Annotated in this window: 22 protein-coding genes and 1 riboswitch; of the genes, 17 read left to right on the top strand and 5 right to left on the bottom strand. The window is 71.3% G+C overall.

From position 1 onward, the window contains the following. The 4 genes from dxs (at position 1) to ACZ9QC_RS04795 (ending at position 4,237) form a co-directional block, all read left to right on the top strand. Positions 1 to 1,974 carry a 1-deoxy-D-xylulose-5-phosphate synthase gene (gene dxs, locus ACZ9QC_RS04810; RefSeq protein WP_472918980.1) on the top strand — a complete coding sequence of 658 codons (1,974 nt, stop codon included), beginning with the start codon at positions 1 to 3 and terminating at the stop codon, positions 1,972 to 1,974. Further along, entirely contained in the window at positions 1,971 to 3,380 is a 1,410-nt protein-coding gene (locus ACZ9QC_RS04805; RefSeq protein WP_472918979.1) for an aspartate aminotransferase family protein, read from the top strand. Before dxs ends, ACZ9QC_RS04805 begins: the two co-directional genes overlap by 4 nt. A 108-nt stretch (positions 3,381 to 3,488) precedes the next feature. Beyond that, a complete protein-coding gene (locus tag ACZ9QC_RS04800; RefSeq protein ID WP_472918978.1) occupies positions 3,489 to 4,118 on the top strand; it encodes a helix-turn-helix domain-containing protein in 630 nt (209 codons plus the stop codon). After that, positions 4,115 to 4,237 (top strand): DUF6126 family protein, encoded by a 123-nt coding sequence (locus ACZ9QC_RS04795; protein WP_184902031.1) that lies wholly within the window; start codon positions 4,115 to 4,117, stop codon positions 4,235 to 4,237. The genes ACZ9QC_RS04800 and ACZ9QC_RS04795 overlap by 4 nt, the downstream gene beginning before the upstream one ends. 56 nt (positions 4,238 to 4,293) lie before the next feature. On the opposite strand, the gene ACZ9QC_RS04790 is transcribed toward ACZ9QC_RS04795, so the two are convergent. Next, entirely contained in the window at positions 4,294 to 5,091 is a 798-nt protein-coding gene (locus ACZ9QC_RS04790) for a tyrosine-protein phosphatase (protein ID WP_472918977.1), read from the bottom strand. 256 nt (positions 5,092 to 5,347) lie between these two features. Here ACZ9QC_RS04790 and ACZ9QC_RS04785 point away from each other — a divergent pair, with 256 nt between their 5' ends. From ACZ9QC_RS04785 to ACZ9QC_RS04775, 3 genes are all read left to right on the top strand, one after another. Continuing rightward, positions 5,348 to 7,423 carry an alpha-galactosidase gene (locus ACZ9QC_RS04785; RefSeq protein ID WP_472918976.1) on the top strand — a complete coding sequence of 692 codons (2,076 nt, stop codon included), beginning with the start codon at positions 5,348 to 5,350 and terminating at the stop codon, positions 7,421 to 7,423. A gap of 302 nt (positions 7,424 to 7,725) precedes the next feature. Further along, positions 7,726 to 7,884, top strand: a riboswitch (cyclic di-AMP (ydaO/yuaA leader). Between the two features lie 4 nt (positions 7,885 to 7,888). Continuing rightward, positions 7,889 to 8,911, top strand: a complete 1,023-nt coding sequence (locus ACZ9QC_RS04780; RefSeq protein ID WP_472918975.1) for a M23 family metallopeptidase — start codon at positions 7,889 to 7,891, stop codon at positions 8,909 to 8,911. Between the two features lie 241 nt (positions 8,912 to 9,152). Next, complete coding sequence (locus tag ACZ9QC_RS04775) at positions 9,153 to 9,938, top strand: SGNH/GDSL hydrolase family protein (protein WP_184903979.1); 786 nt, start codon at positions 9,153 to 9,155, stop codon at positions 9,936 to 9,938. Between the two features lie 170 nt (positions 9,939 to 10,108). On the opposite strand, the gene ACZ9QC_RS04770 is transcribed toward ACZ9QC_RS04775, so the two are convergent. Then, positions 10,109 to 10,729 (bottom strand): TetR/AcrR family transcriptional regulator, encoded by a 621-nt coding sequence (locus ACZ9QC_RS04770; protein WP_472918974.1) that lies wholly within the window; start codon positions 10,727 to 10,729, stop codon positions 10,109 to 10,111. A 68-nt stretch (positions 10,730 to 10,797) separates the two neighbouring features. After that, positions 10,798 to 11,979 (bottom strand): Glu/Leu/Phe/Val dehydrogenase dimerization domain-containing protein, encoded by a 1,182-nt coding sequence (locus ACZ9QC_RS04765; RefSeq protein ID WP_472918973.1) that lies wholly within the window; start codon positions 11,977 to 11,979, stop codon positions 10,798 to 10,800. Between the two features lie 131 nt (positions 11,980 to 12,110). Here ACZ9QC_RS04765 and ACZ9QC_RS04760 point away from each other — a divergent pair, with 131 nt between their 5' ends. The 6 genes from ACZ9QC_RS04760 to ACZ9QC_RS04735 all read left to right on the top strand — a co-directional run bounded on the left by ACZ9QC_RS04760 (position 12,111) and on the right by ACZ9QC_RS04735 (position 18,008). Then, positions 12,111 to 13,289 (top strand): MBL fold metallo-hydrolase, encoded by a 1,179-nt coding sequence (locus ACZ9QC_RS04760; protein ID WP_472918972.1) that lies wholly within the window; start codon positions 12,111 to 12,113, stop codon positions 13,287 to 13,289. 386 nt (positions 13,290 to 13,675) lie between these two features. Next, positions 13,676 to 15,991: a sensor histidine kinase gene (locus ACZ9QC_RS04755; protein ID WP_472918971.1), complete on the top strand. Its 2,316-nt coding sequence runs from the start codon at positions 13,676 to 13,678 to the stop codon at positions 15,989 to 15,991. Between the two features lie 80 nt (positions 15,992 to 16,071). Beyond that, a complete protein-coding gene (locus ACZ9QC_RS04750; protein WP_217180025.1) occupies positions 16,072 to 16,503 on the top strand; it encodes a roadblock/LC7 domain-containing protein in 432 nt (143 codons plus the stop codon). Positions 16,504 to 16,505: 2 nt separating this feature from the next. Next, entirely contained in the window at positions 16,506 to 16,877 is a 372-nt protein-coding gene (locus tag ACZ9QC_RS04745; RefSeq protein WP_239760658.1) for a DUF742 domain-containing protein, read from the top strand. Then, positions 16,855 to 17,454, top strand: a complete 600-nt coding sequence (locus ACZ9QC_RS04740; protein ID WP_045556838.1) for a GTP-binding protein — start codon at positions 16,855 to 16,857, stop codon at positions 17,452 to 17,454. Before ACZ9QC_RS04745 ends, ACZ9QC_RS04740 begins: the two co-directional genes overlap by 23 nt. Beyond that, entirely contained in the window at positions 17,451 to 18,008 is a 558-nt protein-coding gene (locus ACZ9QC_RS04735) for a GAF domain-containing protein (protein ID WP_472918970.1), read from the top strand. Before ACZ9QC_RS04740 ends, ACZ9QC_RS04735 begins: the two co-directional genes overlap by 4 nt. 43 nt (positions 18,009 to 18,051) lie before the next feature. On the opposite strand, the gene ACZ9QC_RS04730 is transcribed toward ACZ9QC_RS04735, so the two are convergent. After that, the gene (locus ACZ9QC_RS04730; protein ID WP_472918969.1) at positions 18,052 to 18,234 is read right to left on the bottom strand and encodes a hypothetical protein; all 183 of its coding nucleotides are present in this window, start codon (positions 18,232 to 18,234) and stop codon (positions 18,052 to 18,054) included. 194 nt (positions 18,235 to 18,428) lie between these two features. Between ACZ9QC_RS04730 and tdh the strand changes: the two genes are divergently transcribed. From tdh to ACZ9QC_RS04710, 4 genes are all read left to right on the top strand, one after another. Further along, positions 18,429 to 19,457, top strand: coding sequence for an L-threonine 3-dehydrogenase (gene tdh, locus ACZ9QC_RS04725; RefSeq protein WP_472918968.1), 1,029 nt, complete (start codon positions 18,429 to 18,431; stop codon positions 19,455 to 19,457). Positions 19,458 to 19,523: 66 nt separating this feature from the next. After that, positions 19,524 to 20,723 (top strand): glycine C-acetyltransferase, encoded by a 1,200-nt coding sequence (locus tag ACZ9QC_RS04720; protein ID WP_472918967.1) that lies wholly within the window; start codon positions 19,524 to 19,526, stop codon positions 20,721 to 20,723. A gap of 113 nt (positions 20,724 to 20,836) precedes the next feature. Further along, on the top strand, positions 20,837 to 21,736 hold the full coding sequence (locus ACZ9QC_RS04715) for a LysR family transcriptional regulator (protein WP_472918966.1): 900 nt from the start codon (positions 20,837 to 20,839) through the stop codon (positions 21,734 to 21,736). A gap of 107 nt (positions 21,737 to 21,843) precedes the next feature. Continuing rightward, positions 21,844 to 22,203, top strand: coding sequence for an MmcQ/YjbR family DNA-binding protein (locus tag ACZ9QC_RS04710; RefSeq protein ID WP_184902064.1), 360 nt, complete (start codon positions 21,844 to 21,846; stop codon positions 22,201 to 22,203). A gap of 23 nt (positions 22,204 to 22,226) precedes the next feature. Here ACZ9QC_RS04710 and ACZ9QC_RS04705 read toward each other — a convergent pair whose 3' ends face one another. Continuing rightward, entirely contained in the window at positions 22,227 to 23,132 is a 906-nt protein-coding gene (locus ACZ9QC_RS04705) for a transketolase family protein (protein ID WP_472918965.1), read from the bottom strand. Between the last annotated feature and the right edge of the window lie 64 nt (positions 23,133 to 23,196).

The raw sequence follows: 23,196 nt of genomic DNA, 5'->3' as shown, positions 1-23,196 counted from the left end.
GTGACGATTCTGGAGAGCATCCGGCAACCGCGCGACCTGAAGGCGCTGACCGAGGCGGAACTCGGGGAACTGGCCGAAGAGATCCGGGAGTTCCTGGTGCACGCGGTCGCCAGGACCGGGGGTCACCTGGGGCCCAACCTGGGGGTGGTGGAGCTGTCCGTCGCGCTCCACCGGGTCTTCGAGTCACCCGTGGACCGGATCGTCTGGGACACCGGTCACCAGAGCTATGTGCACAAGCTCCTGACAGGACGTCAGGACTTCTCGAAGCTGCGCGGCAAGGGCGGCCTGTCCGGCTACCCCTCGCGCGAGGAGTCCGAGCACGACATCGTCGAGAACAGCCACGCCTCCACCGCCCTCGGCTGGGCCGACGGTCTCGCCAAGGCCCGCCAGGTGCGGGGGGAGAAGGGCCATGTCGTCGCGGTCATCGGCGACGGCGCCCTGACCGGCGGTATGGCCTGGGAGGCCCTCAACAACATCGCCGCCGCCAAGGACCGGCCGCTCATCATCGTCGTCAACGACAACGAACGCTCCTACTCACCCACCATCGGCGGCCTCGCCAACCACCTCGCGACCCTGCGCACCACCGACGGCTACGAGCAGTTCCTCGCCTGGGGCAAGGACGTCCTGCTGCGCACCCCGGTCGTCGGCAGGGAGGTCTACGAGGCGCTGCACGGGGCGAAGAAGGGCTTCAAGGACGCCTTCGCGCCGCAGGGCATGTTCGAGGACCTGGGCCTGAAGTACGTCGGACCGATCGACGGACACGACACCAGGGCGGTCGAGTCCGCGCTGCGCCGCGCCAAACGCTTCCACGGGCCCGTCCTGGTGCACTGCCTGACGCAGAAGGGCCGCGGCTACGAGCCCGCCCTCGCGAACGAGGAGGACCACTTCCACACCGTCGGCGTGATGGACCCGCTGACCTGCGAACCGCTCACCCCCGCGGGGGGACCGTCCTGGACGTCGGTCTTCGGCGACGAGATCGTGCGGATCGGGGACGAGCGCGAGGACGTCGTGGCGATCACGGCCGCCATGCTGCACCCGGTGGGCCTCGGCAGGTTCGCGGAGAAGTTCCCCGACCGGGTGTGGGACGTCGGCATCGCCGAGCAGCACGCCGCGGTCTCGGCGGCCGGACTGGCGACGGGCGGGCTGCATCCGGTCGTGGCGATCTACGCGACCTTCCTCAACCGGGCCTTCGACCAACTGCTGATGGACGTGGCCCTGCACCGGTGCGGGGTCACCTTCGTCCTGGACCGGGCCGGGGTGACCGGCGTGGACGGCGCGTCGCACAACGGCATGTGGGACATGTCCGTCCTCCAGGTCGTCCCGGGGCTGCGGATCGCCGCGCCCCGCGACGCCGAGCAACTGCGCGCACAGCTGCGGGAAGCGGTGGCCGTGGACGACGCCCCCACCCTGATCCGGTTCCCCAAGGAGTCGGTGGGGCCGGAGATCCCGTCCCTGGAGCGGGTGGGCGGCATGGACGTGCTGTACCGCTCCCCGTCCGGGACGCCCCGCTCGCCGTCCGAAGGGACCGCCGAGCCCTCGGAGCGCCCGCAGGTGCTGCTCGTCGCCGTCGGCGTGATGGCGTCGGTGTGTCTCCAGACCGCCGAACTGCTCCGGACACGGGGCATCGGCTGCACCGTCGTCGACCCGCGCTGGGTCAAGCCGGTGGATCCGGCGCTGCCCTGGCTCGCCGACGAGCACCGGCTGGTGGCGGTCGTGGAGGACAACAGCCGGGCCGCCGGCGTCGGTTCGGCCGTCGCCCTCGCCCTGGGGGACGCCGAGGTCGACGTACCCGTACGGCGGTTCGGCATCCCGGAGCAGTTCCTCGCGCACGCCAAACGGGCGGAGGTGCTGGCGGACATAGGGCTGACGCCGGTCGAGATCGCCGGACGGATCAGCGCGTCGCTGGCCGCCCGGGACGACTTCGCCGAGCACGCCCCGTCGAAGGCCGAACCCGCCGAGGAGAAACCACGATGACCACCCTGGAACCCGCGCCGGGCACCGAGCAGTTCGACCTCGGCGCACTCCTCGCCGAGCGCGGAGCCGAACGCTACGAACTCCACGCCCGGTACCTCAACCACCAACTCCCGCGCATGCTGCACACCATCGGCTTCGACAAGGTCTACGAGCGGGCCGAGGGCGCGTACTTCTGGGACACGGACGGGGCCGACCACCTCGACATGCTCGCCGGGTTCGGGGTGATGGGGCTCGGCCGCCACCACCCCGTGGTCCGCAAGGCCCTGCACGACGTGCTCGACGCGGGGCTCGCCGACCTGACCCGCTTCGACTGCCAGCCGCTGCCCGGACTGCTCGCCGAGAGACTGCTCACCCACAGCCCGCACCTGGACCGGGTGTTCTTCGGCAACAGCGGCACGGAGGCCGTCGAGACCGCGCTGAAGTTCGCCCGGTACGCCACCGGCAGACCCCGCGTCCTCTACTGCGAGCACGCCTTCCACGGACTCACCACCGGCTCGCTCTCCGTCAACGGCGAGGACGGCTTCCGGGACGGCTTCGCACCGCTGCTCCCCGACACGGCCGTACCGCTCGGTGATCTCGACGCGCTGGAGAGGGAGGTGCGCAAGGGCGACGTCGCCGCCCTCGTCGTCGAGCCCATCCAGGGCAAGGGTGTGTACGAGGCGCCGCCCGGCTATCTGCGCGCCGCCCAGGAACTGCTGCACCGGCACAAGGCGCTGCTGATCGTCGACGAGGTGCAGACCGGGCTCGGCCGCACCGGGGACTTCTACGCCTATCAGCACGAGGACGGCGTCGAACCGGACCTGGTCTGTGTGGCCAAGGCGCTCTCCGGCGGCTATGTCCCCGTCGGCGCGACCCTCGGCAAGGACTGGATCTTCAAGAAGGTCTACTCGTCGATGGACCGGGTCCTCGTCCACTCCGCGAGCTTCGGCTCCAACGCCCAGGCCATGGCCGCCGGGCTCGCCGTCCTCTCGGTCATGGAGAACGAGCGGATCGTGGCCCACGCCCGGGCCACCGGGGAACTGCTGAAGAGCAGGCTCACGGCCCTGGTCGACAAGTACGAACTGCTCAGCGACGTACGCGGTCGCGGTCTGATGATCGGCATCGAGTTCGGCAGGCCCAGCTCGCTCAAGCTGCGCGGCCGCTGGACCATGCTCCAGGCGGCCCGCAAGGGTCTCTTCGCCCAGATGGTCGTCGTGCCGCTGCTGCGACGGCACCGCATTCTCACCCAGGTCTCGGGCGACCACCTGGAGGTGATCAAGCTGATCCCACCGCTGATCATCGGGGAACGGGAGGTGGACCGGTTCGTCGCGGCCTTCACGGAGGTGATGGACGACGCGCACAACGGGGGCGGACTGATGTGGGACTTCGGCAGGACACTGGTGAAGCAGGCGGTCGCCAACCGCTGAACCGGTGAATCGCTGAACCGCTGGGGCGGTCGGGGGTGCGGTCCCGCAGGGTTTGCCTCTGAGGCAATAAATTTGCCGCTGAGGCAAAGCTGCGGCTGAATGGAGGGCATGAGCCCCTCCGAGGGTACGCACCCTCCCGAGCCCCCGGTCGACACGGAACTGCCCGCCGTCGCCCCGCAGCTGCGGGGCCTGCGCCGCCGGGCCGCCCTCACCCTGGAGGCCGCCGCCCGCGCCGCCGGGCTGTCACCCGCCCACCTCTCCCGGCTGGAGACCGGACAGCGCCAGCCCTCGCTGCCGATGCTGCTCGCGCTGGCCCGCGTCTACGGTACGACCGTCTCCGAACTGCTCGGCGAGACCGTCGCCGAACGGGACGCCGTGGTGCGGGCGTCCGACATGGAGCCCACCCGGGCCGGTGGCTGGACGTACTGGCAGGCGGGCGCGTCCGGGCGCGGGATGCAGGCGCTGCGCGTCCATGTGCCGCACGGCTCGCAGGGCGACATCGTGCGGGTGCATCCCGGCGAGGAGTGGCTGTACGTCCTCAAGGGGCGGCTGCGGCTGCGCCTCGGGGACACCGCGCATCTGCTGGAGCCGGGGGACAGCGCGCACTTCGACTCGTTGACCCCGCACCGCATCGCCGCCGCCGACCACGACGGCGCCGACCTCCTGTTCGTCCACACCCTTCTGCAGAGCCCGACCGCCGCGCTGTGCCTCGGGCCGACCATCGGAGAGACGCCATGAGCGACCTGGAAGAGAAGTTCCCCCGCGCCCTGTGGGTGCGGCTCATCATCTACATCGCGGTCGGCCATGTCTTCGCGGCCTTCATCTATCTGCTGTTCGAGGTGGGCGCCAACCAGTAGCGACAGGTCCCGGTCGGGCGGTCCTGGTGCGAGCGACGCCCCTTTCGCAACAGGCCCTAGTCGAGCAGGCGCTCGCGCAGGCGCTCCCGGGTTTTCGGGGTGACCTTCAGGCCCTGCTCCAGATACGTGTCCACGTCCCCCCAGGTCTCCTCGACGGTGTCGAAGGCCTCCTGGAGATACTCGGCGCGGGCGTCGAAGAGCGGGCTCAGCAGCTCCATGACCTCCGGGGAGTAGGCGCTCGCCGCGCTGCTGCTGCGGTGCACCTTGTAGCGGCGGTGCTTGGCGTTCGACTCCAGGTAGTCGGCGACGATGGCCTCGCGTTCCACACCGAGGGCGAGCAGCGTGATGGCGACGGAGAGGCCCGCGCGGTCCTTGCCCGCCGCGCAGTGCATCAGCGCGGGCACGCTGTCCTCGGCCAGCGCGTGCAGCACCCGGGAGTGCTCGGCCGTGCGGTCCTTGATGATCCGCCGGTAGGAGGCGATCATCCGGCCGGCCGCCTTGCCGTCGTCCAGCAGCTCCCGCAGCTGGTCGAGGTCGCCGTCGCGGACCATCCTCCAGAACTCGGCGCCGTCCGCCGGGTCGCTCAGCGGCAGGTTCACATTGAGGACGCCGGGCAGCTCGACGTCCGGGCCCTCCAGCTTCTGGTCGGCCGCGTTGCGGAAGTCGAAGATCGTGTGCAGGCCCAGGGAGGCCAGGAACGCGGCGTCCTCGTCGGTCGCGTGCGCCAGGTGGCCGCTGCGGAACAGCACCCCGTGACGCACCCGACGGCCGTCCACGGTCGGCAGGCCACCCACGTCGCGGAAATTACGCACTCCGGTCAGCTCGGGCTCGGTCGACGGGATCTGCTGCGTCACTGGGGCTCCCTCCCATCCGGCCGTCCGCGCGGTGCGCCGACGGCCGCGCACTCGGCATCGAGGCGCGCACTCGACGATACGACACGGGTGCGTACGCCAATGAGTTGTCCACAGCCGGGCGCGGGAGCCCCGAGCAGCTGTCCACAGGCCGCTGCGCCGACGTCACGGCGGTTGTCCACAGGCGCCGTCGAGCGCCGTCGGCGACCTGCGATGATGTCGGAACCCGATCGCACCTGTTCGAATCTGTGGGGACTTGATGTTGGACATCGGAACTGACGGCCGGACCTGGCTTCTCAGCGGACCTGGGAGCAGCTATGCCCTGCGGCTCACCGAGAACGACGAGTTGCTGCACCTGCACTGGGGTCCCCGGATCGCCCTCGCGGACGCCGAGGAGTTGGCCGCACGGCAGCGGTTGCCGTACTGGCCCTTCGAGGCCCCGGTCGACGGACACGAGGAGTACCCCGTCGAGGGCGGACCTCGCTTCACCCGCCCCGCGCTCTCCGTGCGCACGGACAAGCGGCGCGGCACCGAGTGGACCTTCCAGGAGTACGAGGCCGACGGCGACGAGCTGCGGCTGCGCTTCACCGACGACGGACTGCGGATCACCCTGCACTACCGGATGCGCGACGACGTGGTCGAGCGCTGGGTGACCCTCGTCAACGAGGGCCCTGCTGCGGAGCTGCTGCGGGCCGACTCGGCGACCTGGACGCTGCCTCGGCGCGAGGAGGACACCTGGCGCCTCTCCCAGCTGCACGGGCGGTGGGCGGCCGAGTCCCGGCTCGTGCGCGCCGACCTCACCTACGGCGAGAAGGTCATCGGCAGCCGGCGCGGACACACCGGACACCAGCACCTGCCCTGGGTCGCCCTGGACACCGACGCCAGCGAGGAGCGCGGCGAGGTCTACGGCTGCGCCCTGGGCTGGTCGGGTTCCTGGCGGATCGCGGTGGCCCAGCTCCCGGACGCCCGTGTGCAGATCACCGGCGGCGCCGGCCACGACGAGTCCGGACTGCTGCTGCTGGAGACGGGCGGGACGTTCACCACGCCCGTCTTCGCCGGCCTGTGGAGCGACGGCGGCTACGGCGGGGCGAGCCGCGCCTGGCACGCGTACCAGCGGGCGTATGTCATCCCGGACGCGGACCGGGACCGGCCGGTGCTCTTCAATTCCTGGGAGGCCACGGAGTTCGACATCTCCGAGGAACAGCAGGGGGCGCTCGCACGGCGGGCCGCCGCGATCGGGGTCGAGTTGTTCGTCGTGGACGACGGCTGGTTCGGGGCGCGGACCAGCGACCGGGCCGGCCTCGGCGACTGGACCCCCAATCCGGATCGTTTCCCGAAGGGCCTCAAGCCGCTCGCCGAGCAGGTGCACGCCCTCGGGATGCAGTTCGGCATCTGGGTCGAGCCGGAAATGGTCAACCCGGACAGTGAGCTGTACCGGGCGCACCCCGAATGGGCACAGTTCCAACCGGGGCGAAAGCGGACGGAACTGCGCAATCAACTCGTACTCAATCTCGCGCGCGAGGACGTCCAGGAATACCTCTGGGAACGGCTCGACACCCTCCTGTCCAGCGCCCCGATCGACTATGTGAAGTGGGACTTCAACCGCTGCTTCACCGACGCCGGCTGGCCCGGCGAGCCCTATCCGCAAAAGCTGTGGGTGGAGCACGTGCACGCCTTCTACGCCCTGCTGGACCGACTGCGGGCCGCGCATCCGGGGGTCGCGTTCGAGTCGTGCTCGGGTGGCGGCGGCCGGATCGACCTCGGGGTCATGTCGCGGACGGACCAGGTGTGGACCTCCGACAACACCGACCCGCTCGACCGGCTCGCCATCCAGCACGGCTTCAGCCAGATCCATCCGGCCCGGAGCATGGCCGCGTGGGTCACCGACAGCCCGAACAACCAGCTCAACGGGCGGGTCAGCTCGCTGCGGTTCCGGTTCGTCAGCGCGATGGCGGGTGTGCTCGGCGTGGGCGGCGACCTCACCGAGTGGAGCGAGGAGGAGCTGGCCGAGGCCCGGGAGTGGGTGGAGCTGTACAAGGAGATCCGGCCGGTCGTGCAGCGGGGCGACCTGTACCGGCTGCGGCCGCCGAGGGGAGGGCTGAGCGCCGTGGAGTACGTCCACGGTGACGAGGTGGTCGTCCTCGCGCTGCTCCAGGCCCAGCACTACGGAGAGCCGCTCGCCCCTCTCCGGCTGCGCGGGCTGGACCCGGCGGCGACGTACGAGTGCCGCGAAACGGGCGAAACGTACCGAGGTGCCGTGCTGGCGCACCACGGATTGCCGACGGGGTTGCGCGGCGACTTCGATGCGAAGGTTATCCGCCTGCGTCGCACTTGAGCTATCTGTCCGAAATGATGCCGTAATTCCAACAAGCCCTGGAATAAAGCCTACTGGGCCGTAGGTGCGTGAGCAGCGTCATATTCGTGACGTTCCGTCGCCGTCATGTCCACGTAATTCGCGCTGATTTCCAGGGAGGTTGGAATACGGGCTAGACCGGTCTTTTACGGAGCGTGATGGTGAATTGAAGTAAGGATCAGGTAGGAAGACGCACAGGAAGTCCCAATAGTTGTCTCTGTGGGCACAAGTCGCTTACGTTCGGCGTCAATCCGGACGGACGCCCAATCCTGCCGCCGACCGGAGCCTCGTACCGACCCGATCCACGGCAGGAGCGGGGGACCCACAGGAATCACCGCCTGTTCCGGTCTCCGGAACGGCTAGGGGTAAAGCCGTGCGCAAGCACGGCCGGACATCTCCAGTCCGCACCCGACAGCTCACCTCGCAGGCGCCGGAGAGGAATTCGTCATGCCCGCGAAGGGTAAGCACCGCCGTCCGAAGTCCCAGCGCTTCACCCGCTCGATCGCCGCCGCCGGGACCGGTGGCGCGGCGCTCGCGCTGCCGTTGATCGGAGCCGCAGGCGCCCACGCCGCGACCCCGAGCACCACCGTCTCCGGTGTTTCCGAGAAGGCGACCACGATCGCCGCCGAGAAGGCCGCCGCCGAGGCGGGCGCACGGATCGAGCAGGCCGAGAAGGCCGCGCAGGCGGAGAGGGCCACCACCAAGAAGGCGGCTCCCAAGACCTACTCGGTCAAGGTCGGCGACTACCTCGCGAAGATCGCGGACGAGCAGGACGTCGAGGGCGGCTGGAAGCGGCTGTACTCGGACAACCGTGAGGCGGTCGGCTCCGACCCCTCGCTCATCCACCCGGGGCTGAAGCTGACCATCGGTGAGCGGGCCGCGTCGAGCGAGACGTCGCGCTCGTCGTCCAAGCCGCAGCTGTCGCAGTCCTCGAAGCCCGCAGAGTCCTCGAAGCCCGCAGAGTCCTCGAAGTCCTCGAAGTCCTCGGGTACGGCGAAGCAGGAGTCGAAGGACACCCAGGCGTCGACCTCCACGGGCAGCGGCCAGTCGTCGTCCAACGCCTCCGGCTTCAGCCGGCCCATCCTCAGCGCGACCGTCGGTACCGCGTACAAGACCGCCGGCAGCATGTGGTCCAGCGGCTACCACACGGGCGTCGACTTCGTGGCCCCGACCGGGACCAGCCTCAAGGCCGTGGGCGCGGGCACCGTCGTCTCGGCCGGCTGGGGCGGCGCGTACGGCAACCAGGTCGTCATCAAGCTCGCCGACGGCTACTACGCCCAGTACGCCCACCTGTCCTCGATCTCCGTCTCCGCCGGCCAGTCGGTGAGCGGCGGCCAGCAGATCGGCCTCTCGGGCGCGACCGGCAACGTCACCGGACCGCACCTCCACTTCGAGATGCGCACCAGCCCCAACTACGGCTCGGACATCGACCCGCTGGCGTACCTCCGCTCGAAGGGCGTCAGCATCTGATCCACGCCGCCGCACCCGCCGAAGGCCGGACCCCATGACCGGGGTCCGGCCTTCGGCGTCACAGGTTCGAGGACTTCCGTGTGTGGAGGCTCCACCGACGGGGCCCGGGTATTCCGGGTTGACCAACACTTGACACGTGGTCTATCTCACCGTCCGTCAAGCCCTTACTACGGTCGCGTAGGTCACATCCGAAGGTGAATCATGGCCCGATGTGGCAGACGATTCGAAGGGCAGCAGAGCAATGATCGGGTCGTACGTGGCGCTGGGGGACAGCTTCACCGAGGGCGTCGGCGATCCCGGGCCCGACGGGCGGTTCGTCGGCTGGGCCGACCGGTTCGCGGTGCTTCTCGCGGACCGGTTGCCCGAGGGCGACTTCGACTACACCAACCTGGCCGTGCGGGGGAAGCTCCTCGACCAGATCGTGGAGGACCAGGTGCCGAGGGCGTTGGAGCTCGCCCCCGATCTGATCTCCTTCTGCGCGGGCGGCAACGACATCATCCGGCCGGGCACCGATCCCGACGAGGTCGCGGAGCGGTTCGAACGGGCGGTCGTGAGGCTCACCTCGGCCGTCGGCACGGTCATGGTGACGACCGGGTTCGACACCCGTGACGTGCCGGTGCTGAAGCATCTGCGGGGCAAGATCGCCACGTACAACCTGCATGTCCGGGCCATCGCCGACCGGTACGGGTGCCCCGTGCTGGACCTGTGGTCGCTGAAGACGGTACAGGACCGGCGGGCCTGGGACCTGGACCGGCTGCATCTCTCCCCGGAGGGGCACACGCGGGTCGCTCTGCGGGCCGGGCAGGTGCTGGGGGTCGAGGTCCCGGCGGATCCCGATCAGCCGTGGCCGCCGTTGCCGCCGCGCGGGACGCTGGAGATGCGGCGGGACAACATCCAGTGGGCGCGGGAGTATCTGGTGCCGTGGATCGGCCGGCGGCTGCGGGGCGAGTCCTCCGGGGACCACGTGTCGGCGAAGGGGCAACTGTCGCCGGACGACATCAGGTTGCGGATCGAGACCGTGGCTTGAGAACCGGGTCCGCAGCTTGAGGGCCGCCGTGACTTGAGGACCGAGCCGTGGCCTGCGGCCTGCGATGCGCCTTTCGCCGTGGGCGGGTTGCTTCGTGGTCGGCGTCTTGTCCGTTGTGGTTGCTCGCGCGGTTCCCCGCGCCCCTTTGGGGGCGCGGGTGTTCGCCGTGTTCAGCGGGTTGCCGTCGTCAATGAGTCGGGGTCCAGGCCCAGTTCGTGGGCCAGGGCCCGGTCGGCCCATTCCTGGGCCCTGGTGCGGGAGACCGCTCCGTCGTAGGCCGTCATCTGCACCGCCAGGCCGTCCAGCAGGGCGGTGAGGCGGAGGGCGGACGCCGGGGGGTCCGGGCAGTGGAACTCCTCGGCGGCCACACCCGCCTCGATGACCTCGGTGAGAGCCGCCTTCCACTGGCGGTCCAGGTCGCGGGTGACCTCGCGCAGAGCGGGGTCGCGCAGGGACGCGGCCCACCCCTCGATCCACAGCCGCCAGCCCTTGGCCTGGCCGGTGGGGGCGTACCAGCGGACGGCCGCCCTGAGGCGGCGCAGGGCCGTGGTGCGGCGGCCCAGGAGTTTGCGGAGGTGGGCCAGGTCGTCCTCGGCGGCGTGGCGGAAGGCCTCGGCCACCAGGCGTTCCTTGGTGGAGAAGTGGTAGAGGACCAGGGCGTTGCTCACCCCGAGGACGGCGGCCACGTCGGCGATCCGTACCGCCGCGACGCCCCGCTCCTCGATCTGTTCGATGGCGGCCCGGAGCAGCTCCGTACGCCGCTCGGCCACGCTCAACCGCACCCTGCCCACGTGGCAACCCTACCCATGCCCCCGAGCGGCGCCGCAGGCTTCGAGCCACCCCGGCGCCCGCCGGGACGTCAGCGGTGCCAGCCGAAGCGGTCCGTGATCGTCGGCAGGCGGTCGGCGGCGATGGCGTGGGCGGCGGCGCGGGGCGTGATGCCCTCGGTCCCGGCCCGGGTGAGCATCAGGTCGACGAGGGCGCGCATGGAGCGGCGGGTGTGCGTGAACGCCTCGTCGGCGGTGGGGCCGATGTCACCGAAGAGGGTCCACCACCACCAGGCGTTCGTACCGGAGTTGACCACGACGTCGGGCAGCACGGTGACACCGCGGGAGGTGAGCGACTCCTCGGCCTCGGGGAGCACGGGCATGTTGGCCGCCTCGACGATCAGCCGGGCGGTGACGAGGTGGTGGTTGGTGGTGTCGATCGCGTAGGAGACGGCCGCGGGGACGAGCACGTCGGCCTCGGTGGCCACCCAGGCGTCGGCGGGGGTCTCCCGGTCGCCGGGCCGCAGCGCGGCGCGGTCGATCGTGCCGTACGGGTCGCGCGCGGCGAGGAGGGCCTCGACGTCCAGCCCGGCGGGGTTGGTGACGGTGCCCTTGATGTCGGCGACCGCGACGACCGTGAGGCCGGCGCGGGCGAGGAAGCGGGCGGTGGCGCCGCCCATGGTGCCCAGGCCCTGCACGGCGACCCGGGTCCCGGCGTACGGCGTACCGGCCCGGTCCAGGGCGGTGAGCACGGACTCGGCGACACCGCAGCCGCCCACCAGTTCGTCGAGGCCGATGCCGTCCACCTGCACGGCGAAGGCGTCCGCGAGGCGTCGCCGGGCCGATCCCTCGTCGTCCAGGAGGGGGTACACCGCCTGGACCGTCGACACCAGGCCCGCCTCCCCGGCCGCGCGGTCCACCAGGTCCTGGGCGAGACCGAGGTCCTCGCCCGTGGTCCAGAAGCTCTCGATGTACGGGCGCATCGCGCGCAGGTAGCGCACCAGGACGCCGTAGGCCTCCGGGTCGCGGGGGTCGCAGTCGATGCCGCCCTTGGCGCCGCCGAGCGGGACGTACCGGCCCTCGGGGGCGTAGTGCAGCGCCTCCTTCATGGTCATGCCGCGCGCGAGCCCGGCGACCTCGTCCAGCGTGCAGCCGGGGCGCATCCGCAGGCCACCGCTGCAGACCCCGCGCACCAGCCGGTCCACGACCAGAAAGCCCCGCCGGCCTGTGACGTGGTCGGTCCAGGTGAGCGACATGAATGGGCTGATGGTCATGGGGCTCCCCGGGAACAAAAGGATCTACTGAATAGTTGGTCAGTATTGCATCGTGCGGGGACAGTACGACCCGGCGCGGTCGGAGAGGCGGACCATAATGGGATGCCTGAGCGAATCCACCTGGAGGTGCCGTGTCCGGTTCCGGATCCCGTTCTCTGAGCTCGGGGCTGCGCGCGGCGCGGCCCGCCGCCTTCGGCGCGGATCCGAGCGGTGCCCGACTGGAGCGGATCCGTAGATCCCCGCATTTCGCCAACGGGGTCTTCGTGAACCCCGAGGGCGCCCAGGTCCGCCCCTCCGGGGGTGCCGCCGTGGAAATGGCGAAGAGCTACTTCCGCAAGGACGAGAGGGTGCGGCGGGCCCCGGCGGGGCTGATCCCCGTGCACTCCACGACCCTCGCCGACCTGGCCAGGCCCCCGGCGAGCGGACTGCGGACCACCTGGATGGGACATTCCAGCGTGCTCGCCGAGATCGACGGCCACCGGGTGCTCTTCGACCCGGTCTGGGGCGAGCGCTGCTCCCCGTTCGCCTTCGCCGGGCCCAAGCGGCTGCACCCCGTGCCGGTACCGCTCGCCGCGCTCGGCCCGGTCGACGTCGTCGTCATCTCGCACGACCACTACGACCACCTCGACATGCCCTCGATCAAGGAACTGGCGGGCACGGACACGCTCTTCGCCGTGCCCCTCGGTGTCGGCGCCCATCTGGAGCACTGGGGCGTCTCCGCGGACCGGATCCGCGAGCTGGACTGGCACGAGAACACGAAGGTCGGCGGCCTCACCCTGACCGCGACCCCGGCGCGGCACTTCTGCGGCAGGGGCCTGCGCAACACCCAGCACACGCTCTGGGCCTCCTGGGTCGTCGCCGGTGAGGAGCACCGGATCTACCACAGCGGCGACACCGGGTACTTCGAGGGCTTCAAGGACATCGGCGCCGCGCACGGCCCGTTCGACCTCACCATGATCCAGGTGGGCGCCTATTCGGAGTACTGGCCCGACATCCACATGACCCCCGACGAGGGGCTGCGGACCCACCTCGACCTGCAGGGCGGCGAGCCCGGCGGGGTGATGATGCCGATCCACTGGGCGACGTTCAACCTGGCGATGCACGCCTGGGCCGAGCCGGGCGAGCGCATGATGTGGGCCACCCACGGCGCGGGGGTCACGATGGCCGCGCCGCGGCCGGGGGAGCCGTTCGAGCCGAAGAACACCCCGCCGGTGGATCCGTGGTGGCGCGCGGTCTCCCAGCAGCCGGTCGGCGGCTGGGCCGCCTGGCCCCCGGTGGGGGAGCGGCTGGACCTGGTGGCGGAGGGCTGAGAATCCGGTCGGGAATTCTCCCGACAGGGTGATTTTTCGACGGAAGCAGAGGGCCGGGGAGCACAGTGCTCCCCGGCCCTCTGCGTCTTTTGGCGACCCACTCTGAGCGAATCTGATCGAAATTCGAGCGGAAAAGGAATCCGACAGGAACAAGCGTCCGAAGAATTATCGGACTTTCGCACGAAGCCTCATACCAGAGCGGGACGCATTACGGCGGTCTTTGTCAACTGCGCACCGCACATGACGCGTCGGCGACTACTGTGAGTTGCCGTCGGACGACGCTGTGCCGAATTCTTCGACTCTCGCGACCGACACGCGAGGGCGCACGCCCGAGTCGCCCGGACGCGGCACCCCCCACACCCAGACGGACCAGTACGAGGACGCTGATGTCTCACCTTCGCGCACCGGCCGCCCGCGCAGACCGCCGTGAGGGCGGGCGGCACGGGCGATCGGCCACCCGCGCCGCCGTCCCCTCGCTGCCCGAGATCCACATACGGCCACAACTGGTGCGCCTCGCGGTCCTGCCCCCCACCGCGGTCGCCCTCAGCGCCTGCGCCGCCGTCCTCTTCACCTTCCGCGCCGGCGGCGCCCGCCCCAGCCTCACCCTGTGGGCGGTCCTCGCCGGAGCCGCCGCCGTGGCCCTCGCCGGCATCGCGATCGGTGCCGTGGCCGCCGGGCGCACCGCCAAGTCCGTCCGCGAACGGCTGGGCGCCCTGCGTGAGGCCAGCAGCAAGGGCGAGGACGACCTGCGCTCCCTGGTCGACGCGCTCCGGCGCGGCGACCAGCCGCCCGCGCGCGGGCCCCGCATCAGAACCGCCGCGGGCGCCGACGACTTCGAGCCGCTCGCCGCCGACCTCGCCCGCGCCCACGACAGCGCCGTCACCGCCGTCGTCCAGGCCTCCCAGCTCTCCAGCCACGCCGGCAGCGAACAGAAGCTCGAAGTCTTCGTGAACCTGGCCCGCCGACTCCAGTCCCTCGTCCAGCGCGAGATCTCCATCCTCGACGACCTGGAGAACGAGATCGAGGACCCGGACCTGCTCAAGGGCCTCTTCCACGTCGACCACCTCGCCACGCGGATCCGCCGCCATGCCGAGAACCTCGCCGTCCTCGGCGGTGCCGTCTCCCGCCGCCAGTGGAGCAACCCCGTCTCCATGACCGAGGTGCTGCGCTCCGCGATCGCCGAGGTCGAGCAGTACTCCCGGGTCAAGCTGGTGCCCCCCGTCGACGGCACCCTGCGCGGGCACGCCGTCGCCGACGTGATCCACCTCCTCGCCGAGCTCGTCGAGAACGCCACGGTCTTCTCCGCCCCGCACACCCAGGTCCTGCTCCGCGCCAACCTCGTCACCTCCGGTCTCGCCGTCGAGGTCGAGGACCGCGGTCTCGGCATGCCCGTCACCGAGCAGAACAAGATGAACGCCCTGCTCGCCGACCCCGACCAGGTCAACGTCGCCAGCCTGCTCCAGGACGGCCGTATCGGACTCTTCGTCGTCTCCCAGCTGGCCCGCCGCCACGGCATCCAGGTCCGCCTCCAGAGCAACATCTACGGCGGCGTCCAGGCCGCGTTCGTCGTCCCGCAGGGCCTCCTCGGCGGCGAACCCGACGACCTGCCGCACACTCACGCCGTCCCCGAGCAGAGCACCGGCACGCGCAGGCCCGGCGGGCCCCACCAGGCACCGGCCACCCCGCCCCAGCGGGCGTCCGCACCCGGCCCCGCCGACCGTCCGCCGGTCGGCGGCCCCGCCGGCGCCGCCGACGCGCACGACCGGTCCGGCCGCCCGGCCCCCGCGCAGCCCGCACGTCCCGAGCCCGGCCACCGCGCGGCGCCGAGCCCCGCACGCGCCACCGTGCCCCGGCAGCAGGGCCCCGGCCGGGGCGGCGCCCGGCAGGGCTCGGGCAGGAGCGGCACCGGACCGACCCCGCTGCCGGTGCGCGGCGCCCGCGAGGACCGGCCCAACCCGGCCGAGGCCGTGCCCGGCATCCGCCCCGACGACCGCCGGACGGTCGCGGACAACGCCGGCACACCCCCGACCCCCCGGGTCGCCGGCGCCGTCCGCGGGACCATGGGCAAGCCCCAGCTGCCCCGCCGCCGCGCCCAGCAGCACATCGTGCCCCAGCTGCGCGGCGGCCCCGCGCCCACGCCCCGCCAGGACCCCGACCACTACATCGGCCACGACCCCGGGCTGATGGCCGCCTTCCAGCGCGGCATCGGACTCGCCGAGGCACGCCAGATGGAGAGCTCCGACTGGGACACCTCCACCCTGGACACGCCGCAGGTGGACATCGCTTCTCCCACCGACTTCGGTTCCCGAGCGGACAGCGTTTCCCCCGCCGACTTCACCTCCCGCGCGGACAGCGCTTCCCGCCCCGACTTCGGTTCGCGCGCGGACGTCGCCGCCCCGGGCGACTTCGCGTCCCCCGCGGACTTCTCACCGCCCGCCCCCGACGCCGCGTCCCGGATCGACACGGGACAGACGCGCACAGTCTCGAACACCGGCTACCCAGTCCCGGCACCGCACGGCGGCACGGGCGGCGCCGACGCACTCCACATGGAGCTGGCCCACATGGACGCACCCCACAAGGACGCCGCGCAGCCCCTGGGCGGACATCCCAGGGGCGGCGCCCCCATAGCCGTACCGCCGTCCGCCCTCGACGCGGCACACGACCTCACGCCCCGGCAGGACGGGAGCACACCGGCCGGATGACCGCCCCCCTCACCACCCCCATCACGGTCCCCACCCCCTGCGCTCCCGCAGACCAACGCACCTCAAGGAGTCGATCCACCATGGCGAGCGATGCGCCGACCGGCCATGTATCCGACCTCGACTGGCTGATGAGCGGCCTCGTCCAGCGTGTACCGCACACCACGAGCGCGGTACTGCTCTCCTGCGACGGGCTGGTGAAGTCGGTCCACGGCCTCGACCCGGACAGCGCCGACCACATGGCGGCCCTGGCCTCCGGCCTGTACTCCCTCGGACGCAGCGCGGGCGTCCGCTTCGGTGACGGCGGCGACGTCCGCCAGGTCGTCGTCGAACTCGACTCGACCCTGCTGTTCGTCTCCACCGCCGGTTCCGGCACCTGCCTCGCCGTGCTCGCCGGACGTGAGGCCGACGCCGCCGTCCTCGGCTACGAGATGGCGATGCTGGTCAAGAGCGTCCGCCCGTACCTGGTCACCCAGCCCCGGCAAGCCGTCGAACCCTCCGCGATGAGGCCTTGACCGTGCCCGCGGCCGGCGACGGACCCCTGTACGACGACGCCGCCGGGCGTCTGGTGCGCCCCTACACCGTCATCAACGGCCGGACCCGGCCGACCACCGCGCTCGATCTCCTCTCACAGGTGATGGCCACCGGGGCGACCCCCCTCGGCTATCTGGGCCCCGAGCACGCGACCGCACTCGACCTGTGCCGGGCACCCGTCTCGGTCGCCGAGATCGCCGCCCACCTCAAGTTGCCGGCGACGGTCACCAAGGTGCTGCTGTCCGACCTCGTCGACTGCGGAGCCCTCACCACCAAGCCCCCGGTTTTCCACCACAACCCGACAGACCGGTCTCTTCTGGAGGCAGTGCTCGATGGACTACGACGACAGCTCTGACCCCTTCCCCACCGCACTCAAAATCCTGGTGGCGGGAGGGTTCGGGGTCGGCAAGACGACCTTCGTCGGCGCGGTGAGCGAGATCGCGCCGCTGAGCACGGAGGAACTGCTCACCACCGTGAGCGCCGCGACCGACAATCTCGACGGCATCGAGAACAAGGTCGAGACGACCGTCGCGATGGACTTCGGCCGCATCACCCTGGACCCGCGCCATGTGCTCTATCTGTTCGGCACCCCCGGACAGCAACGGTTCTGGTTCATGTGGGACGAACTCTCCGAGGGCGCCCTCGGCGCGGTCATCCTCGCCGACACGCGCCGCCTGGAGGACTGCTTCGCCGCCGTCGACTTCTTCGAGCAACGCGGCCTCGGTTTCATCGTCGCCATCAACGAGTTCGACGGCTCCTACCGCTACGACGCCGACGAGGTGCGCGCGGCCCTCGACCTCGACCCGGAGATCCCCGTCGTCTGCTGCGACGCCCGGATCTCCAGCTCGGGCGTCCAGACCCTGCTCACCCTCGTCCGGCACCTCCTCGCCCACACCCCGGCACAGCTGCCGAGCCACGGAGCCCACACGTGACGTACGACCCGCCGCGTCCGGTCGGACGGCTGCTGCTCACCCCCGACGACCCGGGCGCCCCCGAGCGCGTGGCGCGGCTGCGGACGCTGGGGCTCGGCGCGTACGCGGAACCGGAGTTCGACGCCTTCGCGGACCGGCTCGCGCAGGTCGCCGCGGTGCCGTACGCGACGGTCAACTTCATCGACGAGGAACGGCAGTTCTTCGCCGGCCTGCATGTGTCGGCGCAGCCCACGGCGGACACCACGGTGCTCGGCGTCGATCGTCGTCTCGCCCGCGACCACGGGTTCTGCCCCTATGTGGTGGTGCGCCGCAAGGGGCTCGCCCTCGAAGACGTCCGCGAGTACCCGAAGTTCGCCGGCAACCCCGTCGTCGACGACCACGGCATCCGCTCCTACCTCGGCGCCCCCCTCCTCGACCGTACGGGCGTCGCCCTCGGCACGGTCTGCGTCATGGACGTCCAGCCGCGCTCCTGGGGCAGGGCGGGCCTGGAGACCATCAAGGCGATGGCCGCGGAACTCACCGCCCGGATCGAGGGACGGGAGGCGTTCCCCTGACCGGGGAAAACCGGCGGCACTTCATGGCGGATCGCCGAGGAGACTATTCGTCGGCGATCCAGGTCCTGGGCGCTCCTGACTCGTAGTGCCTCCCCGAGTGGCCGAGTGGCAGGCTGCAGAAACTGCCACCCTGCAGCAGCAGGGTCCAGCTGTCCGGTCCGGGTTCGCCGCAGCGAGGCCCGGTGTCCGGGTTCTGACCCATGTCGAGATGTGGCTCATTGGTCATGAGCACATCCTTTCACTCGCGGTAGTGGCGCGGCGTGGCGCGGGTGTGAAGGAAAGCTGCGGCGCAGGTTAAGAAAACCTCGATGGACCGGGGGCGCCGGCGTGGGGCAGATTGATCGGCGATTCCACCCCTCTCCCCGGTACGGGTCCGTTCGTCATGGGCCGCGCCGGGGCGCACCCACAGGAGCCGTAGCGTTGAAGGCGCTGGTCAAGGAGAAGGCGGAGCCCGGGCTGTGGCTCGTCGACGTCCCGGAGCCCGAGATCGGCCCCGGTGACGTCCTGATCAAGGTCCTGCGGACCGGGATCTGCGGCACCGACCTGCACATCCGGTCCTGGGACGGCTGGGCCCGGCAGACCATCCGCACCCCGCTCGTGGCCGGCCACGAGTTCGTCGGTGAGGTCGTGGAGACCGGCGGTGCCGTCACCGACATCCGGGTCGGCGACCGGGTCAGCGGCGAGGGTCACCTGGTGTGCGGCAGGTGCCGCAACTGTCTCGCCGGGCGCCGCCATCTGTGCCGCGCCACCGTCGGCCTCGGCGTCGGACGCGACGGCGCGTTCGCCGAGTACGTGGCCCTGCCCGCGACCAACGTCTGGGTGCACCGCGTCCCCGTCGACCTCGACGTGGCCGCGATCTTCGACCCGTTCGGCAACGCCGTGCACACCGCCCTCTCCTTCCCGCTGGTCGGCGAGGACGTCCTGATCACCGGGGCGGGCCCCATCGGGCTGATGGCCGCCGCCGTCGCCCGGCACGCCGGGGCCCGCCATGTCGTGGTCACCGACGTCAGCGAGGACCGGCTGGAGCTCGCCCGCAAGATCGGGGTCAGCCTCGCGCTCGACGTGCGGGAGTCGACCATCGCCGACGGCCAGCGGGCCCTCGGTCTGCGGGAGGGCTTCGACATAGGTCTGGAGATGTCCGGCAACCCCGCCGCGATGCGCGACATGATCGCCAACATGACGCACGGCGGCCGGATCGCCATGCTCGGACTGCCGTCCGAGGAGTTCGCCGTCGACTGGGCCCGCATCGTCACCTCCATGATCACCATCAAGGGGATCTACGGCCGCGAGATGTTCGAGACCTGGTACGCGATGACGGTCCTCCTGGAGGGCGGCCTCGACCTGGCCCCCGTCATCACCGGCCGCTACGGCTACCGCGACCACGAGGCGGCGTTCGCGGACGCGGCGAGCGGCAGCGGCGGCAAGGTCATCCTCGACTGGACTGTTTGAATTCTGGCTCGGTTCGCCTCCGGCGCGCGCCTCACTCGCTCTTCATCGCACCCTAGGAGCCTCCTGATGTTCGACTCCGTGCGCGACGACCTGCGCACCACCCTCGACGAGATCCGTGCCGCCGGGCTGCACAAGCCCGAACGGGTCATCGGCACCCCGCAGTCGGCGACCGTGGCGGTCACCGCCGGCGGTCGCCCCGGCGAGGTCCTCAACTTCTGCGCCAACAACTACCTCGGCCTCGCCGACCACCCCGAGGTGATCGCCGCCGCCCACGAGGCACTCGACCGCTGGGGCTACGGCATGGCCTCCGTGCGCTTCATCTGCGGCACCCAGGAGGTGCACAAGGAACTGGAGGCGCGGCTGTCGGCGTTCCTCGGCCAGGAGGACACGATCCTCTACTCCTCCTGCTTCGACGCCAACGGCGGTGTCTTCGAGACCCTGCTCGGCCCCGAGGACGCGGTGATCTCCGATGCCCTGAACCACGCCTCGATCATCGACGGCATCCGGCTCTCCAAGGCCCGCCGTTTCCGCTACGCCAACCGTGATCTGGCCGACCTGGAACGGCAGTTGAAGGAGGCCGGCGAGGGCGGCGCCCGCCGGAAGCTGATCGTCACCGACGGCGTGTTCTCCATGGACGGCTATGTGGCCCCGCTCCGCGAGATCTGTGACCTCGCCGACCGTCACGACGCCATGGTCATGGTCGACGACTCCCACGCCGTCGGCTTCACCGGCCCCGGCGGCCGCGGCACCCCCGAGCTGCACGGCGTCATGGACCGCGTCGACATCATCACCGGCACCCTCGGCAAGGCCCTCGGCGGCGCCTCCGGCGGCTATGTCGCCGCCCGCGCCGAGATCGTCGCCCTGCTGCGCCAGCGCTCCCGCCCGTACCTCTTCTCCAACACCCTGGCGCCGGTGATCGCGGCGGCCTCCCTGAAGGTGCTCGACCTCCTGGAGTCGGCCGACGACCTGCGCGTCCGTCTCGCCGAGAACACGGCGCTGTTCCGCCGCCGCATGACCGAGGAGGGCTTCGACATCCTCCCCGGCGACCACCCGATCGCCCCCGTCATGATCGGCGACGCGGCGAAGGCGGGCCGCCTGGCCGAGCTGCTCCTGGAACGTGGCGTCTACGTGATCGGCTTCTCCTACCCGGTCGTCCCGCAGGGCCAGGCCCGCATCCGCGTCCAGCTCTCCGCCGCGCACTCGACGGCGGACGTGCACCGGGCGGTGGACGCGTTCATGGCGGCACGGGCGGAGCTGGAGGCCTGAGAGCTGCCAGGCCGGCGGGGGTGGGGACCTGAGCGGAGCGGCTCGGGCGGCGGGGCCGGGGACCTGAGCGGAGCGGCTCGGGGGGAAAGCGGGCATTTGAGAGAATCGATCCCATGATCGAAGCGCGGCGGCTCCACATCCTTCGTGCGGTGGCCGACCACCGTACGGTGACGGCGGCTGCCGCCGCGCTGTACCTGACCCCCTCCGCCGTCTCCCAGCAGCTCACGGCCCTGGAACAGGAGACGGGACACCGCCTGGTCGAACGGGGTGCCAAAGGCGTACGGCTGACCCCGGCCGGCGAGATCCTGCTCGGCCACACCCACGCGGTCCTCGCCCGGCTGGAACTGGCGGCGGCGGAACTGGCCGCGTACAGCTCGGGCGAGGCCGGCACCGTCACCGTCGCCTCCTTCGCCACCGGGATCGCCCAGGTCGTGGCACCCGCGCTGGCCCGTCTCGCCGTGTCCGCGCCCGGCATCAGCCTGCGCGTCCAGGACGCCGAGGGTGACGCGAGCCTGCCGATGGTCCTGGACCGGCAGGTCGACATCGCCGTGGCCGTCGAGTACCGGGGCGCGCCGGCCGCCGACGACCCCCGTCTGACGCATGTCGCGCTGTACGCCGAGCCGTTCGACGCGGTCGTGCCCGTGGGCCACCGTCTCGCCGACTCGGCCGAGGTGCCGCTGGCCGAACTCGCCAAGGATCCCTGGATCGGCCCCTACCCCGGCAACCCGTGTCATGACGTCGTCGTCCTGGCCTGCGAGAACGCCGGCTTCCAACCCCGTCTCGAACACTCCTCCGACGACTTCCGCGCCGTGGTCGCCCTCGCCTCCGCCGACGCGGGCGTCGCTCTGGTGCCCCGCTCGGCCCTGCGCGGCACGGACCTCACGGGTGTGGTCGTACGACCCGTCGACGGCGTGGCCCCCACCCGCCGGGTCTTCGCCGCCGTGCGCCGGGGCGCGGAGGGGCACCCGCTGATCCGCCCGGTGCTGGATGCGCTGGGGGAGGCGGCCGGGTGAGCGGGAGCGTTCTCCAGGCGGCGGACCCGCACGGGGCGATGCGGCCGACGTCGATCTACTACAAGCGACCTCGGTGAGTGTCAGTGGTCACCGCTACCGTGCGTTCCATGCCCGATGCTGAAGACGTACGACGAGTCGCCCTCTCCCTGCCCGACAGTACGGAGAAGATCGCCTGGAGCATGCCCACGTTCCGGGTGGCGGGGAAGATGTTCGCGACGCTGCCGGAGGACGAGACGTCCATGGCTGTGCGGTGCCCCAAGGTCGAGCGGGACGAGCTGGTCCTCGCCGAGCCCGGCAAGTTCTGGATCGCCGACCACGAGGCCGGGTTCGCCTGGGTGAGGGTGCGGCTCTCCGCCCTGGAGGACGAGGCCGAGCTGCGCGACGTCCTCGCCGACTCCTGGCGCCAGTCGGCACCGACCCGACTCCTCGACGCCCACCCCGAGTTGGGGCTCCCGGCCGCCGACTGAGGTGCCCGGCCCCGCCCGTGCCGCTACCGCAGGAACCCTGTGATCCGCTCCCGCAGCGAGGCCGCGTCCAGCCCGTGCGCGGCCACGTGCTCATCCAGCTGCCCGTAGCGGCGCAGCTCCCGCCGGCCCACCCCCAGCCCGAGCACCCGGTGCGGCACATGGGCGAGCGCGTCGTTGGCGGCAGCCGTCGACGTGCCCGCCAGGTAGGGCTCGACGAGGACGACGTCCGTGCCCGCCGCGTCGGTGGCCCGGCGCAACGCGGCCGAGTCGAACGGGCGCACGGTCGACGCGTACAGCACCGTCATATTGAGCCCCTCCGTCGCCGCGAGGACGGCGTCGAGCATGGGCCCGACGGCGACGACGACCCCGCGGCGCCCCTCCCGCACGGTGCGGAACCGCTGTCCGTCCACCGCGAGCGCCGACCCGTTGGACTGCGCGGACAGCCGTACGTACACCTTGTCGTCCTTGCCCTCGCCCGCGCCGACCGCGTGCCGGATCAGTGTCTCGGCCTCGTCGGGGTGCCCCGGTACGTGCACGGTCCACCCGTCGAGCGTGTCCAGGACGGCCACGTCGCCGGGTGCCATGTGGGTGAAGCCGCCCGCGGGCCAGTCGTAGGACGCGGCGGCGCTGACCAGCACCGCGCCCACGTCCTGGTGCCCCAGATCCAGCTTCACCTGCTCGAAGGGCCGTTCCACGAGGAAGCTCGCGAAGGTGTGCACCACGGGCCGCATCCCGGCCAGCGCCAGGCCCGCGCCCGCGCCGATCAGCAGTTGCTCCCGGATGCCGACGTTGATCACCCGGTCCGGATGGCGGCGCGCGGCTTCCACGAAGCCGTCCCGGCCGATCTCGGGGAGGACCACCGCGACCCGGGGGTCCTCGTCGAGCAGGCCGGAGACGACGGGTGCGAGGCGGTCACGCATGGTGTCCATGAGGTCTTGCGTCCTTCCAGGGTGGTTGCGGAACTGTTGAGGGCGGGGTGGGGTGGGTCGGGCT

The sequence above is a fragment of the Streptomyces sp. HUAS MS02 genome, assembly GCF_055702265.1.
This window is presented reverse-complemented; position numbering and strand designations above follow the sequence as displayed.